At 47.6% G+C, this 15516-nt stretch carries 15 protein-coding genes, 1 pseudogene and 2 riboswitches; of the genes and pseudogenes, 14 read left to right on the top strand and 2 right to left on the bottom strand.

From position 1 onward, the window contains the following. The first annotated feature begins 105 nt into the window (after window positions 1-105). A riboswitch (purine riboswitch) is annotated at window positions 106-209 on the top strand. 157 nt (window positions 210-366) lie between these two features. The 12 genes from FKV70_RS09190 to FKV70_RS09140 all read left to right on the top strand — a co-directional run bounded on the left by FKV70_RS09190 (window position 367) and on the right by FKV70_RS09140 (window position 12127). Beyond that, a complete protein-coding gene (locus FKV70_RS09190) occupies window positions 367-984 on the top strand; it encodes a xanthine phosphoribosyltransferase (RefSeq protein ID WP_142612633.1) in 618 nt (205 codons plus the stop codon). Continuing rightward, window positions 978-2285, top strand: a complete 1308-nt coding sequence (locus FKV70_RS09185) for a nucleobase:cation symporter-2 family protein (protein ID WP_142612632.1) — start codon at window positions 978-980, stop codon at window positions 2283-2285. The genes FKV70_RS09190 and FKV70_RS09185 overlap by 7 nt, the downstream gene beginning before the upstream one ends. 637 nt (window positions 2286-2922) lie before the next feature. Next, window positions 2923-3126: riboswitch (cobalamin riboswitch) on the top strand. After that, window positions 3084-3245 (top strand): hypothetical protein, encoded by a 162-nt coding sequence (locus FKV70_RS25880; protein WP_155762570.1) that lies wholly within the window; start codon window positions 3084-3086, stop codon window positions 3243-3245. Its footprint overlaps the riboswitch before it by 43 nt. Window positions 3246-3343: 98 nt before the next feature. Beyond that, complete coding sequence (locus FKV70_RS09180) at window positions 3344-4927, top strand: ABC transporter substrate-binding protein (RefSeq protein ID WP_142612631.1); 1584 nt, start codon at window positions 3344-3346, stop codon at window positions 4925-4927. Between the two features lie 15 nt (window positions 4928-4942). Beyond that, window positions 4943-5872, top strand: a complete 930-nt coding sequence (nikB, locus tag FKV70_RS09175) for a nickel ABC transporter permease (protein WP_142612630.1) — start codon at window positions 4943-4945, stop codon at window positions 5870-5872. A 14-nt stretch (window positions 5873-5886) separates the two neighbouring features. After that, window positions 5887-6702: a nickel transporter permease gene (nikC, locus tag FKV70_RS09170; RefSeq protein ID WP_142612629.1), complete on the top strand. Its 816-nt coding sequence runs from the start codon at window positions 5887-5889 to the stop codon at window positions 6700-6702. Further along, window positions 6702-7610, top strand: coding sequence for an ABC transporter ATP-binding protein (locus tag FKV70_RS09165; RefSeq protein WP_142612628.1), 909 nt, complete (start codon window positions 6702-6704; stop codon window positions 7608-7610). The genes nikC and FKV70_RS09165 overlap by 1 nt, the downstream gene beginning before the upstream one ends. After that, window positions 7610-8413: an ABC transporter ATP-binding protein gene (locus tag FKV70_RS09160; protein WP_142612627.1), complete on the top strand. Its 804-nt coding sequence runs from the start codon at window positions 7610-7612 to the stop codon at window positions 8411-8413. Before FKV70_RS09165 ends, FKV70_RS09160 begins: the two co-directional genes overlap by 1 nt. Window positions 8414-8552: 139 nt before the next feature. After that, window positions 8553-9362 (top strand): transporter substrate-binding domain-containing protein, encoded by an 810-nt coding sequence (locus FKV70_RS09155; protein WP_064797599.1) that lies wholly within the window; start codon window positions 8553-8555, stop codon window positions 9360-9362. 30 nt (window positions 9363-9392) lie between these two features. Next, window positions 9393-10109 (top strand): amino acid ABC transporter permease, encoded by a 717-nt coding sequence (locus tag FKV70_RS09150; RefSeq protein ID WP_063207403.1) that lies wholly within the window; start codon window positions 9393-9395, stop codon window positions 10107-10109. Window positions 10110-10113: 4 nt separating this feature from the next. Beyond that, on the top strand, window positions 10114-10881 hold the full coding sequence (locus FKV70_RS09145; protein ID WP_142612626.1) for an amino acid ABC transporter ATP-binding protein: 768 nt from the start codon (window positions 10114-10116) through the stop codon (window positions 10879-10881). Window positions 10882-11110: 229 nt separating this feature from the next. Then, window positions 11111-12127, top strand: coding sequence for an asparaginase (locus FKV70_RS09140; RefSeq protein ID WP_142612625.1), 1017 nt, complete (start codon window positions 11111-11113; stop codon window positions 12125-12127). A 126-nt stretch (window positions 12128-12253) separates the two neighbouring features. Here FKV70_RS09140 and FKV70_RS09135 read toward each other — a convergent pair. Further along, window positions 12254-12394 (bottom strand): annotated as a pseudogene (locus tag FKV70_RS09135) (gfo/Idh/MocA family oxidoreductase); the annotation flags it as partial. Between the two features lie 112 nt (window positions 12395-12506). On the opposite strand from FKV70_RS09135, the gene FKV70_RS09130 reads away from it, so the two are divergent. Beyond that, entirely contained in the window at window positions 12507-13466 is a 960-nt protein-coding gene (locus FKV70_RS09130) for a helix-turn-helix transcriptional regulator (RefSeq protein WP_142612624.1), read from the top strand. 41 nt (window positions 13467-13507) lie between these two features. Here the strand turns inward: FKV70_RS09130 and FKV70_RS09125 are convergent, their stop codons facing one another. Further along, window positions 13508-13753 (bottom strand): DUF6953 family protein, encoded by a 246-nt coding sequence (locus tag FKV70_RS09125; RefSeq protein ID WP_063207394.1) that lies wholly within the window; start codon window positions 13751-13753, stop codon window positions 13508-13510. 211 nt (window positions 13754-13964) lie between these two features. Here FKV70_RS09125 and FKV70_RS09120 point away from each other — a divergent pair, with 211 nt between their 5' ends. Continuing rightward, window positions 13965-15365, top strand: coding sequence for a helix-turn-helix domain-containing protein (locus FKV70_RS09120; protein ID WP_142612623.1), 1401 nt, complete (start codon window positions 13965-13967; stop codon window positions 15363-15365). Window positions 15366-15516 lie beyond the last annotated feature (151 nt).

The following is a 15516-nucleotide window of genomic DNA, read 5'->3' as shown; positions in this document are numbered from 1 at the left end:
GAATCGGTGTGCCGCTGCGATACTCAAATTGTGGAAGGTTCCCCAAATGCCGCTGTTTGTATGAAAAATAGTCTTGAAACCGCCCGCCAGAGGGTGTAGTATACAAGATATCAATTTCATATGACTCGTATAATATTGGGGATATGGCCCAAAAGTTTCTACCGGATGACCACTGTAATCATCCGACTATGAGTGATAGCGCATCAGCTTCGGATGAATGCGGGCATTTTATTTGTGCGCCAATCCGTCAGGGATTACGACCCCAAGGACAGGCTTCACTTGAGAAACAACTCAAGGGAGCTTGTCCTTTTTTGATTTTGGCAGGTTTTATTCTATTTTAAAGTACAGAGGAGCGATATTCGCATAATGAAAGCTTTGGAAGAACGTATTCGTCAAGAAGGACAGATTTTATCCGACACGGTGCTAAAGGTAGATTCTTTTCTGAATCATCAGGTGGATACAGCGTTAGCACTGGAAATTGGCAAGGAGTTTGCACGCCTGTTCGGCAGTGCCCCGATTACCAAGGTGCTTACCATTGAAGCTAGCGGTATTCAATTTGCGATGGCTACGGCTATTGCCTTGGGGGTACCGTTCATTTATGCGAAGAAAAAGAAGGCAATCACGCTGAATGAACAGGTATACTTCGCAGAAGTTCACTCATTTACTCGTCAGGAAACCTATCAGGTGAGCATTTCCCAAAAGTATCTTGATGCTAGCGATCATGTGCTGATTGTAGATGACTTCCTGGCTACTGGTGCAGCATTAGTCGGACTTACGGATATTGTGAAGGAGGCTGGAGCAGAACTGGCCGGAGTTGGCTGTGTAATTGAAAAGAGCTTTCAGGAAGGCCGTGGATTGTTGGAGCAAAGAGGCATTGCCGTACGTTCTCTTGCGCGTATCGGTTCCATGGCACCAGGCGAGGTTCATTTTATAGAGGAAGCTGGCGCGGTGATTCCCCCTGTTAAGGAGAATGTCGGATGCTAAGTAAACAAAAATTATTTGCGCTGGGCTTCCAGCATGTCATGGCGATGTACGCTGGAGCCATTGCCGTTCCTCTGATTGTAGGGGGAGCGCTGCACCTGACGCCAGCCCAGATGGCTTATCTAGTGGCGGCTGATCTGTTCACTTGCGGGATTGCTACGTTACTACAGATTATGGGTACACGTTTTTTCGGTAGCAGACTTCCTGTCATTTTAGGCTGTACGTTTACGGCCGTAGGACCCATTATCGCGATTGCGTCGACCTCAAATCTGGCGACAGCGTACGGTGCCATCATTTTGTCCGGTATATTTGTGGTGCTTGCGGCACCGCTATATGGCAAGCTGTTACGCTTTTTCCCAACGGTGGTTACTGGCTCGGTCGTTACGATTATCGGTCTATCCCTTATTCCGGTGGCGATGAACAATGTAGCAGGCGGCCAGGGCAGCGCGGATTTTGGACAGCCGCGTAATTTGCTGCTGGCGCTGGTTACACTACTGGTGATTCTACTTGTCAATCGAGTAGCCAAGGGCTTTTTACGTTCGATCTCCGTACTTATTGGTCTGTTCGCGGGTACTGTAGTTGCCTATGCGATGGGAATGGTGCATTTTGCTGCCGTAGCAGACGCTTCATGGGTGAGTGTTGCGCAGCCGTTTTATTTTGGCAAACCGGAGTTTAGCATTATGGCAGTATGTACGATGATTATCGTGAATATTGTCAGCATGGTCGAATCTACGGGGGTTTATCTGGCAGTGGGTAAGGCGATTGATCAAAAGGTAGAGCAAAAGCAAATCGTCAATGGACTTCGTTCGGAAGGGCTTGCGATTATGCTGGGCGGTATTTTTAATGCGTTCCCTTACACGGCCTTCTCGCAAAATGTGGGTCTGATCTCGTTGACTCGCGTCAAATCGCGTAACGTTATTTTTGCTGCGGGTGGTATCATGGTCGTCCTTGGTTTGCTGCCTAAGCTGGCTGCCTTGACGACAGTGATTCCTAACGCTGTGCTGGGCGGGGCGATGATCGTCATGTTTGGCTCAGTTGCTGCATCAGGCATGTCCATTTTGTCAGAAGTAGATCTGCGGAAGGAAAGCAACCTGTTGATCGCAGCATGCAGCATTGCTGTAGGTCTAGGCTCTGCCGTTCTGCCACAAATGTTTGACCAGCTGCCGAGCTTTGCCAAAATGCTGCTGCAAAACGGCATCGTATCGGGCTCGATTATGGCAATTGTCTTGAACATCGTTTTGACGAGAAAACAAAGAGAGTCAGCCCAAGGTGTAAATGTTTCGGAAGTTCCACAGAAGGTTTGACGAATAGGAAATAGATAAAAACAGCCGGAGAGAGGACGCAGCCTCTTTTCTGGCTGTTTGGCATGGAGTTATCCATAACAGTTTATCTATTAAGCAGCATGAAGTTATTGATAAAACCCTCTTTCTGTATGAAAATGGGGGATTGAGGATGTACTGCGTTGGGTGGTTACGTTACTAAGCCTGGTGTTTAGTATTCGTAAGCTTTATCGCTGGCTGCGTCGGAAATTTCGGAACAAGCGAAAACCCACCGCGTAATTAGGTTGGCCCCTAACGGTGGGTTTCGTTCGCATTAACATTCAGTTATGCAGCGCACCGTGGTGGTGATCCACAGCCTTTCAAGTCCTAAGAGTCTTTGTCGTTGGCGCGGCGAAGGCTCTTTTTAGTATACGGATACGGTGGTTATCTCTATACCTAATTTTAGCACGTGAATTGCGTGCACACAACGTTGAGACATACCTTCAATTATGGACAAGCAATGAATAGCCATGGTTTTGATTCACACTATATTATTCAAATTTAAATTATTGCGCTGCATTTGTTGACAAGCCAGTAGCAACAAAATAAGATAATCCTAAATCGTAATAAAAAGGAATAGAGGAAGAAAACAGGTGCGAGCCGGACAACTCTATGTACGGGGTTTCGTTGAGACGAAGTAGATGGTTGTTGAACGTGTTCACTTAAAAGGGAAGTTCGGTAGATTCCGACACGGACCCGCCACTGTATACAGGCATCAGCAGGGTACTGCTGGAGCTTTCAGAACAGCCACTGGAACTGTGAAGGACCGGGAAGGCCTGAAAGATGAGCCTGGAGTCAGGAGACCTGCCTGTTTTGACATCACTGTTAGACCCACGGGATGCTGGGAAGGTGGTTAGACGTGCTACATACGGAATGTCTGAAACCGATCCACTCCCTTCTATGTTTTTTGGAGTTGGCTTTGAGGTGAGTTTTGACATTTTATAATGAAAGCATTTCTGACTGCTGCTCAAGTGGTCGGGAATGCTTTTTTCGCGTTTTACGTAGGTTTATAGGATTTAACCAGATAGAGGGGGAGATGTGGAATGATAAGCAATCGTAACAGGCGTTTGTGGTTTATATGTACAGGCTTGATGCTGCTGCTGACAGTTATGGCTCTATCAGGATGTGGCACACCCACCAAGACGGAGGATCGGTCGGGCAAGGGTCAGAACTCTTCTGCACAACAGACTCCATCAGATAAAAAGCTGGTGATGGCGTATACGTGGAAACCATCAGGGGTTGATCCGCACGGGGACAATAGCTGGGATGTGATGCGTTCTGGTGCCGGTGAGACGCTGGTCCGTTTGAATGAAAAGCTGGAGCCTGTGGCTTGGCTAGCCAAGGAATGGAAGCAGGACAGTCCCAACGTGTGGTCGTTCAGCTTACAGGATAAAGTCACTTTTCATGACGGAAAAAGGATGGATGCAGCAAGTGTAAAAGCATCTTTGCTGCGCTCTATTGAGAAAAGCCATCTAGCGAAGGATTTACTTGATGTGAAGTCCATTGAGGCCAGCGGGCCGTTGACGCTAAAAATTACAACAAATCAGCCAAATGCAGCGCTGGCATCCAATCTGGCTGATCCCTCAACGATCGTGCTGGACGTAGCATCCATGAAAGATGAGCAGAGCTATCCTGCGATGACAGGTGCCTTTAAAATCAAAGCCTTCAACAAGGATCAGTCCCTGGTCGTGGAGCGTTATGACGGATATTGGGATGAAAAGGCTCGATTGGCTGAAGCAACGATGAAATTCATTACAGACGGTAATTCGCGCCTGATGGCGCTGCAATCCGGTGAGGTAGATGTAGCGACGGATATTCCGGTAGATAATGCGGAGGTACTGAAAAAGGACGATAAGCTACAAGTGCTGTCGGCTCCGTCCTTGCGTACCCATATGATTGTATACAACATGGAATCGCCTATATTCAAGGATGTGACCAACCGTAAGGTGGTAGACAGTCTGATTCCGCGCGCATCCATTGTGAGCGCCGTGATGAGAGGCTTCGGTACGGAAGCAAGCAGCCCGTTTTCAAGTATTCTTCCCTTCGGTAAGATTGAGCGTAAAGCGCTAGACGGAACGGCGAAGCAGCTGTTAACCAAGGATGGCTGGCAGAAGGATGCCCAAGGCACATGGTCCAAGCAGGGCAAGCCATTCGAGGTTACACTGCTGACTTTCCCTCAGCGTCCGGAGCTATCCGTTATGGCTGAGGTAATCCAGAGCCAATTGCTGAATGAGGGAATCCAGGTCAAGATTCGCAAGGTGGAAAATATCGATGAGGCATTGACCAAAAACGATTGGGATTTTGCTATGTACAGCATGCTCACGGCCCATACAGGGGAGCCGCAGTATTTTATGGACATGTTCTATTCCTCTACAAGTAAATCTAATGTAAGCCGCTATGCTTCCAAACCGCTGGAGAATATTCTTCACAGCCTGAAGTTGGCAAAGGATACCGCACAGCGAGATGCGGTAACACTGCAAGCGCTGAATATAATCAATACAGATTTGCCGCAGTCGTTCATTGTGCACCCTGACAATGTGTTTGGCGTGAAAAAAGGAGTAGAGGGCTTTACGCCGCATCCGATCGAGTATTACTACATTACAGCGCAATCCGATATTGCGGAATAACGGGCTACGTATCCTATGATCCGTCTTATACTGGAACGTGTAGCGCAGCTGCCCATCATTGTATTCATTGTATCCACGCTGACTTTTGTGCTGATGAGGCTGGCCCCTGGTGACTCTGCTACCATTTTGCTCACCGCGCATAATGTTCCTGCTTCAGAGGAGGCCTTAACGGCGCTGCGGGAAGAACTGGGCTTGAATGAGCCGCTTCATATTCAATATGTGAACTGGCTGAGGGATGTGTTTACGGGACAATGGGGAACCTCGTATGTATCCAAGGAGTCGGTGCTCAACGAACTGTGGAGCAGACTGCCTGCTACGGTGGAGCTAGCTTTGGCTGGTTTTGCCGTCATGACGGTGCTTACGCTTGGAATGGGGCTGGCCGCCTCGTTAAAGGTGAGCGGTCCACTGGACCGTCTGGGCAGGCTGTTCGCCTTGCTGGGATCGTCGATCCCTTCATTTTGGCTTGGTTTTCTACTAATCTATCTATTTTCCGTTCACCTGGGCTGGCTCCCATCGATGGGAAGAGAGGACTGGACGCATTTAGTACTCCCGGCGCTGACGCTGGGTGCAGGATTGGGAACGGTGCAAGCTCGTGTATTGCGTGCTCAAATGCTGGAGCTGGGTGATCGGAACTTTGTGAAGGCAGCGAGGGCTCGGGGTTTTTCCCGTATGCATATTCTCTTTTTTGAGCTATTTAAACATGCTATGCTGCCCATGATTACGCTGTTGGGTACGAATCTATCATTTATGCTGGCAGGTAACGTCATCGTAGAGACCATTTTTTCATGGCCAGGGTTGGGCAAGTATTTTATAGATGCGATTACGCAGCGGGATTACCCGGTTATTCAGGGATATGTTATGTTTGCTGCATTTTTAATTGTAGGTGTTCAATGTTTGGTGGATGTGGTCCAGACAATGATAGATCCGAGGCTGCGTTTGCGTTAAGGGGGAAGCTGCAAATGAAAAAGATACGGCTTTCCTGTAGAGGAAGCTTGCTGGCAGGGGGCGCGCTGTTTGGCTTGATTGTGCTGCTCGGAGTGCTGGCTCCATGGGCTGCTCCTCATGATCCTCTGCATGTGGACCTTCTGAACCGTTTGGCACCACCTAGCCGGAAATATCCTTTTGGTACGGACCATCTGGGTCGGGATGTGCTGTCACGGCTCATTTACGGGATTCGAACGAGCGTGTTAATCGCATGTGCGATTACGGTAGCTACTCTGTTCATCAGTCTGCCCATAGGCTTACTCATAGGTTATGTGCGCGGACGCGTGGATCAGCTGATTATGCGGGGGATCGACGGCGTACTGGCTTTTCCCGATATTATTTTAAGTGTGGCGATTGTGGGTATTTTGGGACCAGGTTTCGTCAACATGACCTTAGCGATTATTGCAGTCCGATGGGCGGGATATGTCCGATTTATTCGTAGTTTGGTTCAAAAAGCCTGCCAGGAGGACTATGTACGATATGCACGTTTGTCCGGCAATTCACATGTGCGCATATTGAGACGTTATGTATTGCCACAAGTATGGCCGCAAATGTTGGTTTATGCGGTATGGGATATCGGACGCGTGGTGTTAATGATTGCCGGACTCTCCTTTCTCGGACTGGGCGTACAGCCGCCCAAGCCAGAGTGGGGTGTGATGTTGCATGATGCAACCTCGTATTTTCAGGTGGCCCCGCATGTTATGATCTTCCCGGGCTTGGCGATTATGCTGTTTGTGCTTGCCTGCCAGCTTCTGGGTGACCATTTTTCGGAAAAGGAGGCAGCGAAATAGTGGATAAGCGACCAGCGACGGGGCGGAAGAACACGATAGAGCAAGCGTACATGCAAAAACCGTTGTTACACGTGGAACATTTGGGAATTTGCCGCACAGGTGTAAGAACAAGTGAAGACAAGCCGCTACTACGAAATGTGAACTTTTCCGTATACGCAGGGGAAATTGTAGCCCTGACTGGACCAAGTGGATGCGGTAAGAGCCTGACCGCACACGCAATCGCGGGTATGCTGGACCCAGGGGTTGGTGTTACGCAAGGATGTATCTACTATAACGGGGAGGACATTATCCCGTTCCATGAACAGCGCTGGCAAAGACTGCGCCGTGAGGATATTGCCTTGCTCATCCAGCAATCGCTGAGCGGGCTGAATCCGATCCGTACCGTCCGCGCGCAGCTGACGGATACGCTTAGACTGCACGGGCGGCGCCTGGTGCACGCCCAGAGGGAGCGGGGGCAAGCTGGTGCTGCCCCGTCCCACACTGTCTCGCAGCAGCCCCAATCACAGGGCGTAAGGTCACGGATGCGGCAGGTGCTAAACCGTGCCACGGAGCTGGCTGTAGGCCGCACTACTCCAGAGCAGGAAGCTTATTTGCATTCTCTGCTCCGCAAGGTCGGTTTTGCCGACCCCGAGCATATTCTGTCATCTTATCCTTTTGAACTAAGCGGAGGTATGTGCCAAAGGGTCCTGCTGGCTGCTATGTTAAGCTCTGGTCCGCGTCTCTTTATTGCCGACGAGCCTACTACAGCGCTGGATATAATCAACCGCGACAAAGTTCTGGCATTGCTGTTACAGTTGAGAACAGATTTCGATCTTACGATTTTGTTGATTTCGCATGATCGCCAAGGGATAAGCCGTATAGCAGATCGGGTGCTGGAGATGACCCCGGAAGGAAGGGTGCAACCGTAATGCTGGAATTGAAAAACGTCACCAAAGCTTACCCTGTCCGCAGACGAAGAAAAGGCTGGTTCCACGCGGGACAGGGTGAGCAGCAGGCTATAAAGAAAGTGAGTCTGGAGTTACGACAGGGAGAATGCCTGGGATTGGTTGGAGAAAGCGGAAGTGGCAAAAGCACGCTGGCACAGTGTATCCTGGGTCTGGAGTCGTTGACCTCGGGGGAAATCTGGCTGGATCATCAGCCCATACATAACAGAAGGATGAGAGATATTCATCTGTACAGACGAATTCAGTTGGTTGCGCAGGACTCGGCCTCCTCACTGCATCCCCATATGACCATTCAAGATATTTTAATGGAACCCATCCGTAACTATTTCCCTGAGCGAAAAGTAAGGGCACTGGATATCTGCCTTTGCCTGTTGGAATCGGTAGGGTTGGAGGCTGACAGTCTGGGGAAATACCCCACACAGCTGAGTGGTGGGCAAAAACAGCGGGTATGCATTGCTCGAGCGCTGGCGGTTGAACCCGAAATTATTCTGTTCGATGAATCCGTGGCCAATCTGGATGTGACAACCCAGTCTTCTGTGCTGGACATGCTCAAAAGAATGCAGCTCGAACGTCAGCTGTCCTATCTTTTTATCACCCATGATCTTCAATCTACCCGCACGTTCTGTGATCGTGTGGCCGTTATGGTTCAGGGAGAGATCGTGGAAATATTCAAAGAATGGGATGAAGACTGTTTGCAGCATGAATACACGCGAATGCTGTTTCAAACGTTGGTACATCCAGCAGACCGTCTTCCGCTTCATGGATAGCAACTGTCCCGGAAGGGGTTCTTTTTGTACAGCGTCTGGTTAGACATTCGAAATGAAATTAGCTGTTGTATTATTTAAATAACTCGTTATAATATAAAATCATAGTAAATTACTTGGATTTTAAAAGGGGATGTCACTTATGAAGAAATCTGCTTGGGTAGCAGCGATTGGCCTATCTCTTGTGTTATTAACAGGTGCCTTGAGTGGATGCTCCTCGAAGGAAGCGGCATCGGGGGATAAGGTACTCTATGTAGGGACACAAAATGACTACCCGCCGTTTGCCTTTACGAATGATAAAAATGAGCTGACTGGATACGATGTGGAAGTTATTAAGGAAATCGACAAGAAGCTGGACGGCTATAAGATTGAATTTGTACCTTCGGGCTGGGATGCAATATTCCTTGCGCTGGATGCGAATAAAGTTCAGATCATCGCAGATGAAGTTGCCAAAAATCCTGAACGTGAGAAGAAGTATCTGTTCTCGGATGAGTCCTATTTCTCCGCTCAGTCGGTTATTATTGTGAAAAAGGGTAGAACGGATATCCACTCCCTCAAGGATTTGGAAGGTAAGAAGGTAGCCGCCTCGGTGGGCGATTCCTATACGCAGTTGCTGGAACAGTATAATGCGAAGCACGGGAACAAAATTATTTTGAAATATAATGATACAGGCACTTCATCCGATAACCTTCAAGACGTGCAAAATGGCCGAGTGGATGCTTATGTGAATGACCCAGTGATGGCGGCAGCAACGATCAAGAAGGAAGGCTTGCAGGTGGAAGCTGTGGGCGAGCCGGTACAAAGCGATAACATTAACCTGGTGTTCAAAAAGGATAAGCAGGGTGAGGAGCTAAAAGCTAAAATCGACCCGATTATTAAAGAGCTTAAAGCCGACGGAACACTGAAAAAGTTGTCTGAACAATGGACAGGTGGAGAATTCATTCCTCAATAATCACAATGTAAAGGGTAAAGTGGGGTTCCTATGGAAAAGCTGTTTGACCTAGATTATATGCTGAAAAGCCTTCCCCAGATCGTGGAGTATCTCCCCGTTACATTATGGATTGCATTTGTCTCCATGCTGCTGGGTGCGATCATTGGATTAGCTACGGCCTTAATCCGGATATATAAGGTGCCTGTCTTGGCACCATTGTCTACGTTGTATGTCTCGTATATCCGGGGAACACCGCTCATTGTGCAGTTGTTTCTCGTATATTACGGAATACCGAAGTTTTTGTATTATTTTCAGAGTGAGTATGGATTTTTACAGCAATTCAATGTCTACGTCATTCCGCCCGAGCTGTTTGCGTTGCTTTCATTTTCGTTGAACCTGGGAGGATATTTGTCGGAAACGTTCCGGTCAGCGATTCATTCGGTCGATCGTGGACAATTTGAGGCTGCCAATTCGATCGGCATGAGCCAAACACAGATTATGCTCAAAATTGTATTGCCGCAGGCGCTAACGGTGGCTTTGCCCAATTTGGGAAACACGCTGATCAGCACAGTGAAGGATACGTCCTTTATTTTTATGATTGGTGTCGTCGATATGATGGGACAGGCTAAAATTATGGGCGCGCGAGCGTTAGCTTTTTTCGAGGTCTATGTTGCGGTGTCTTTGATCTACTGGCTGGTGTGCATCATTATTGAGCGCGGGCTTGTTGTGCTGGAAAAGCGTATTCGAATATACGAAAGAAGTGAGTAAGGGCATGATTCAACTTCATCAAATTCATAAGCATTTTGGGCAGCATCATGTGTTAAAGGGCATAGACCTGACGGTAGGCAAGGGAGAAGTTGTAGTCATCCTGGGGCCAAGCGGATCGGGGAAGTCCACACTGCTGCGCAGCATTAATTTTCTGGAACAGCCGACTAGCGGGATCATTGAAATTGACGGTCTGAAGGTAGACGCGGCCAAGGCTGGAAAAAAGGACATTCTCGGACTGCGGATGGCAACGGCAATGGTATTTCAGCAATATCAGCTGTTTAAAAATTTGAACGCACTCCATAATGTGATGATTGGTCTGACTAGCGTGAAAAAGATGGATCGCAAGCAGGCGAGGGAGATCAGTGAAGGCATTTTGGAAAAGGTCGGGTTAAAGGATCGTATGACCTATTATCCTGCCCAGCTTTCGGGCGGACAGCAGCAGCGTGTGGCGATTGCCCGGGCTTTAGCGCTGAATCCACAGGTATTGTTGTTCGATGAGCCGACATCCTCGCTTGATCCTGAGCTGGTGGATGAAGTGCTGTCCGTGATTCAAAAGGTGGCGAGTGAAGGCAATACGATGATTATTGTCACGCATGAGCTTGGTTTTGCGAGGGATGTAGCCGACCGGGTCGTGCTGATGGAGCATGGTACGATCGTAGAACAGGGGCCGGTGGAGCAGTTTTTCAATCATCCGAAGGAAGAACGGACACGGCAATTCCTGGGCAAAGCTTTGGGGCAAAGAACGTTACAGGAGCAACCAGCATTGTCATAAAAGTACGTGAACGGGTTAAAGGTATGTACAGTGCTGTAGATTCATTGCAGCTATCGTAAAAAGCACGCTAGACAAGTTGCGGGAGATGGGAAAGCCGGCGCTTGTCTGTCGTGCTTTTTTAGCCTTACTTTCAAAATTCTTTTCTTTAGCAAAGTAGCTAATCACCCTTATTCATGATAAATTCTAAGAACAATAAAGTGAAGTTGTAATCGGGAAGGAACATTGGCATATGAAAAAGGTTCTGTTCATTAATACCGGAGGAACAATCTCCTCTTCTTATCAGGAAAACGGCCTGACTCCGACCCAATCGGCTGAAAATATTTTGGCTGAAATTCCGGAGCTTCAGGAAATTTGCGAGATTGATGCCTGCAATCTGATGAGCATTGATAGCACCAATACACAACCAGAGGATTGGGCCTCCATCGCTCGGATGGTACATCGTTCGCTCGATCAATACGACGGTATTGTTATCGCCCATGGCACGGATACGATGGCTTACACGGCTTCAGCCCTGAGCTTCATGTTGGGCACTGTAGACAAACCCGTCGTTGTGACAGGTTCGCAGGTTTCTATTTTGGCGGAGCACAGTGATTCCAAAAAAAATGTAATCGACTCATTCCTGACCGCATGTGGCGAGGTGGCAGGGGTTTTTGTCGTGTTTAATGGCAAAATTATCAACGGCAGCCGCAGCTCGAAAATCAGAACACGCAGCTATAACGCTTTTGAGAGTATTAACTATCCGTACATCGGCCTCGTGGAGAACGGCAAGGTGGTCTATACGGAGGGCGTATTTGCAAATCGTGGTGCTGTTCTTCACCCCTACAATGACAGGTATGCTTCTGAGGTATTTCTGCTCAGGCTGATTCCGGGCACGAATCCGGCGATTTTCGATGCTATTCAGAGCTTGGGCTATAAAGGTATCGTCATTGAGGGCTTTGGCATGGGGGGCGTGCCTTTTAAAGAAAGAAGCCTGATTAGTAAAATCGAAGAGCTGATGAAGGATGGTATGAGTATTGTCGTCACCACTCAATGTCCTTATGAGGGCGGGGATCTGACGATTTATGAGGTCGGACAGAAGGTACTGGAAAAGGGTGTTATTCCAGGGTATGACATGACAACAGAAGCGCTGGTGACGAAAATGATGTGGGCGTTGGGTCAGACGACTGATCCGGCCGGGGTAGCCAAGATTATGGCAACGAACTACGCGGACGAAGTGTCCCTGCCTGCGGATACAGCTTCCTTATAGGAAGCTGACTTCCGTAGATACCAGCTACATACCGGCTAACGCCGAGTCTGCTCTAACCTATTTTTGATCTCAATGTCCATTTCCAGTGCTTGCTACGGCCGACTCCAATGGAATCAGACATTCCGCTACGTTTAGCTCCTCTTTCAATTTTTGCAGCTTGGTTTCGTTCCTTCCAAATACAATGAGTCTATTTACCGTGGGATGGTTGTTTAACAATGAGGCATGATACGCGCCGAATCCCGTCCCTAAAATTCCAATATTCATCATCCGTTACACCCCTCTACTTCTATGCTACACACCTAATACTGCCAACAGGGTGTCAACAATCTTTGCATCAACTTTTCATTTCAGGTTAACCATCTATTGTGGAGGTATGATTGTGAGACTGCATCGTTTAATCGCGATTTTATTATGTATCGAATCTAGAGGGAGAATGAAGGCCAAGGAATTGGCGTTGGCACTGGAAACCTCTGTACGCTCCATTTACAGAGATATCGACCTGCTGGCTGAAGCTGGAGTTCCGATTGTTACCGCATCCGGTCCGAAGGGCGGAATTTATTTAATGGAGGGTTATACGGCGAACCTGAAAAACTTGAATGGCGGGGACGTCATTCAGTTGTATTTAACGGGGATGGGCATTTATACAGGCGGGTCCACGGAATCGGGTTTGAGGTTGAAAAATACGCTGCTCAAACTGGAACAGACGATGCCGGACCCCTATCAGTCTGATATTCAAAAAGCCAAAGCGCGGTTTTATTTTGATGATACACCGTGGTGGACGGAACGTGTCGGGATTCCTTGCCTGGAAGCCGTGAGGGCCGCAGTGTGGAGGTCTTATAAAGTAACAATTCAATATGAGAAGCCTGACGGCTCTTGCACTTCTCGCCATGTACATCCCTATGGGCTTGTGGTGAAAAAAGGAGATTGGTATCTGATTGCCTTTTGTGAAGTCGGGCAGGAGATTCGGACCTTTAAGTGTGAGCGAATTATGGAGGTTCAGCCGTCTGCTGAAGTCTTTGAGGTTCCTGAGGATTTTTCACTGGAATATTATTGGACAAGTCAAGAAAGCGCTTTTATGCAGCTTTGTAGAGAAAAAGAATACTATCCTGTTCTGATCCGGACAACTAGGAAGCAAGCTGGAATTCTATCGAAAAGAATGGAAATTATCCAGTCTGTACAGGAAGGCAGTCACTTCATTTTGACTGTCAACATGTATAGCTACGAAGCGGCCTGCCGCGATGCTATGGAATGGGTCGGCCGGGGTGAAATCGTGGAGCCTGCAACACTCCGACAGTTTGTGAAGGAGGAAATTAGCCGACTCCAGAGGATATATGGTTAAATCATCAAAAAACATCTGCCTATTGCAGATGCTTTTGCTTGTTAAGTCCAGGCCCAGAGAAATGCATCACGATCCCAGGCAATTCGGCCGCCATGTAGCTTGCGAAATGCCTTTTTTACTTCTTTTTCCAAAGATACATGACCATGCTCGCTTATAAACACATACTGCTCTCCGTATTCAGAGCGTACATATGCAATGGCATCTTCTTGTTTTAGAGTGCCCACTTCACGGATCTGCGCGACCATCCATTGTGCAATTTGTTGTTCTGTTGTGGTGGTATTATCCATTTGTTGTATCCTTTCCTGCGACCGATTGGTTGTAGCCGTTCAGCTTACCTCCTGTAGTATACGATAATTCGGAGAATTATTGAATTTTTTGATATAAATGTACTTGGGCGGTTGGCTAAGTAGGCTTTCTTTTGTATAATTAAGGCAATATTCACGGGAATTTTCTTTTTTTGAATTGAAAACATGCAAGTTATCCCTGGGGGTGCCTGAATTGAAGGAAACAACCACTATTCGCGCAGAGCTGGAGCAGTATATCAGACGAGAAGGAATTACGATTAGTAAGTTTGGGGAGAACACAGGTATTAATGCAGGTACGATCAGTGCCATTATTAACGGCAACCGGCCGATTGCCATGCTGCTGCTGGACCGAATTGCTGCGGGCATGGGGCTTGAAGAGGGGAGCCTCTATGAGCTCTACATTGATGAATTTATACGGAATACGGCGCCGAATTGGCGAAGGGTTCGTCCCTTTTTGCATCGCTGTGCAGAGCTGAACAAACTGGATTGTATTAAGCAAGTCGTGGAGTTTATGATGGATTATCTCATATACGCCCCGGCTTTGTTTGAGACAGCGGAGGAATTATTCAGCGAAGGCAGGTTCGAGGCGGCAGCCATTATTTATAAAAATGTGGCGGAAAGCGAGAAGTATCAACATTCGGAGCGGTTGGCGCTTTGCCAATACCGTTTATTTACGATTGCCATTGGCGATGACCAGGATGAAAATTTATGGGCAGCCACACATTTTGAAAGCTTTGTGGAGCGGTTGGGTGAGGCAGACCAATTGGATGCCCTAAGAGACTTGGCTAATACGTATGCCTCCTTGCGGCGTTGGGATAAAGTAGAATGGTTTGCTGAAAAAATGGCTCAAAAAGCCAAAGTACAATACGAGCAAAAATACGGAAACACCAAAAAATCAGAGCGTGGCAAGGAACCTAGGGGTCCTTTGTTTATGTATATCGTATATTCTTACGTGCTGCGTGCCGGGGTGTGGGATGAGCGCGGGGATTACCAGAAGGCGCTGGAATATGTATCTCTATATTCTGATTTGAGCTGGGTGCAAGAGGATACAGAAGAAGCCCGGCATTTGAAGGCTCTTTGTAGCAACTGGGCTGAGGCCAATAGGTATTTGTATCAGTTGATGTCTGGCAGTCTGGATGTGATTCCGCAGTACGTAGATTATTTGGAAAAAAATGAGGGTGAAATTCTGGTCGGGTTACATAAAATAATGGTAGCAGCCAACCGTTATGATTTTAATGTAGATCATGTACTGCAACACTTTGAGAAACAAATTGAGGCATTTGCAGATCAGCATACCAACGTAGGCACTTATACAGAGCAAATGTCAGCAGATCTTTATGCACGATTTTTGGCTGAGATGGCTTGTTATGATCTCAACAAACATCGGTATTCCAAGGGTATGAAATTCTTACTCGAAAGCCTTTCCTATTCCGTCGTGCTCAATGGTAATCCTGTCACCATCAAATGTGTAGGACTATTTGAAAAGTATCGGCATACTGCCACTTCTGAGGACAAAGAGGAGTATAGAAACTTACTTGGAGAGGTAGAGTACATCCATGATAAAAAAGATCGTTTTTTCTCTGCTCGCATTTAATGTTTTTATCCTATTGAATTTTCCGCCCGTTGCCCCTCCTACGGAGGACCCTAGCGATGTCCAAAGTCATGGTTTGGGGGGATGGGCATTGTCATCCTCTGAAACATTGGGTTAGAAGGTCTAGATAACGTTAAAAAAGGTATTCTCTTAT

Origin of the sequence: Paenibacillus ottowii, from assembly GCF_006874425.1 — a bacterium.
Lineage (GTDB): Bacteria > Bacillota > Bacilli > Paenibacillales > Paenibacillaceae > Paenibacillus > Paenibacillus ottowii.
Note: the sequence above shows the minus strand (reverse complement) of the source record. Positions and strands in the feature narration are given on the sequence as shown.

Bases quoted from the DNA above. Each gene is read 5' to 3' on its own strand.
- FKV70_RS09145 (WP_142612626.1), top strand. From the start codon at position 10,114: ATGATTCAACTTCATCAAATTCATAAGCATTTTGGGCAGCATCATGTG.
- FKV70_RS09125 (WP_063207394.1), bottom strand. From the start codon at position 13,753: ATGGATAATACCACCACAACAGAACAACAAATTGCACAATGGATGGTC.
- FKV70_RS09180 (WP_142612631.1), top strand. From the start codon at position 3,344: ATGATAAGCAATCGTAACAGGCGTTTGTGGTTTATATGTACAGGCTTG.
- FKV70_RS25880 (WP_155762570.1), top strand. From the start codon at position 3,084: ATGAGCCTGGAGTCAGGAGACCTGCCTGTTTTGACATCACTGTTAGAC.
- FKV70_RS09160 (WP_142612627.1), top strand. From the start codon at position 7,610: ATGCTGGAATTGAAAAACGTCACCAAAGCTTACCCTGTCCGCAGACGA.
- nikB (WP_142612630.1), top strand. From the start codon at position 4,943: ATGATCCGTCTTATACTGGAACGTGTAGCGCAGCTGCCCATCATTGTA.
- nikC (WP_142612629.1), top strand. From the start codon at position 5,887: ATGAAAAAGATACGGCTTTCCTGTAGAGGAAGCTTGCTGGCAGGGGGC.
- FKV70_RS09190 (WP_142612633.1), top strand. From the start codon at position 367: ATGAAAGCTTTGGAAGAACGTATTCGTCAAGAAGGACAGATTTTATCC.
- FKV70_RS09140 (WP_142612625.1), top strand. From the start codon at position 11,111: ATGAAAAAGGTTCTGTTCATTAATACCGGAGGAACAATCTCCTCTTCT.
- FKV70_RS09155 (WP_064797599.1), top strand. From the start codon at position 8,553: ATGAAGAAATCTGCTTGGGTAGCAGCGATTGGCCTATCTCTTGTGTTA.
- FKV70_RS09150 (WP_063207403.1), top strand. From the start codon at position 9,393: ATGGAAAAGCTGTTTGACCTAGATTATATGCTGAAAAGCCTTCCCCAG.
- FKV70_RS09185 (WP_142612632.1), top strand. From the start codon at position 978: ATGCTAAGTAAACAAAAATTATTTGCGCTGGGCTTCCAGCATGTCATG.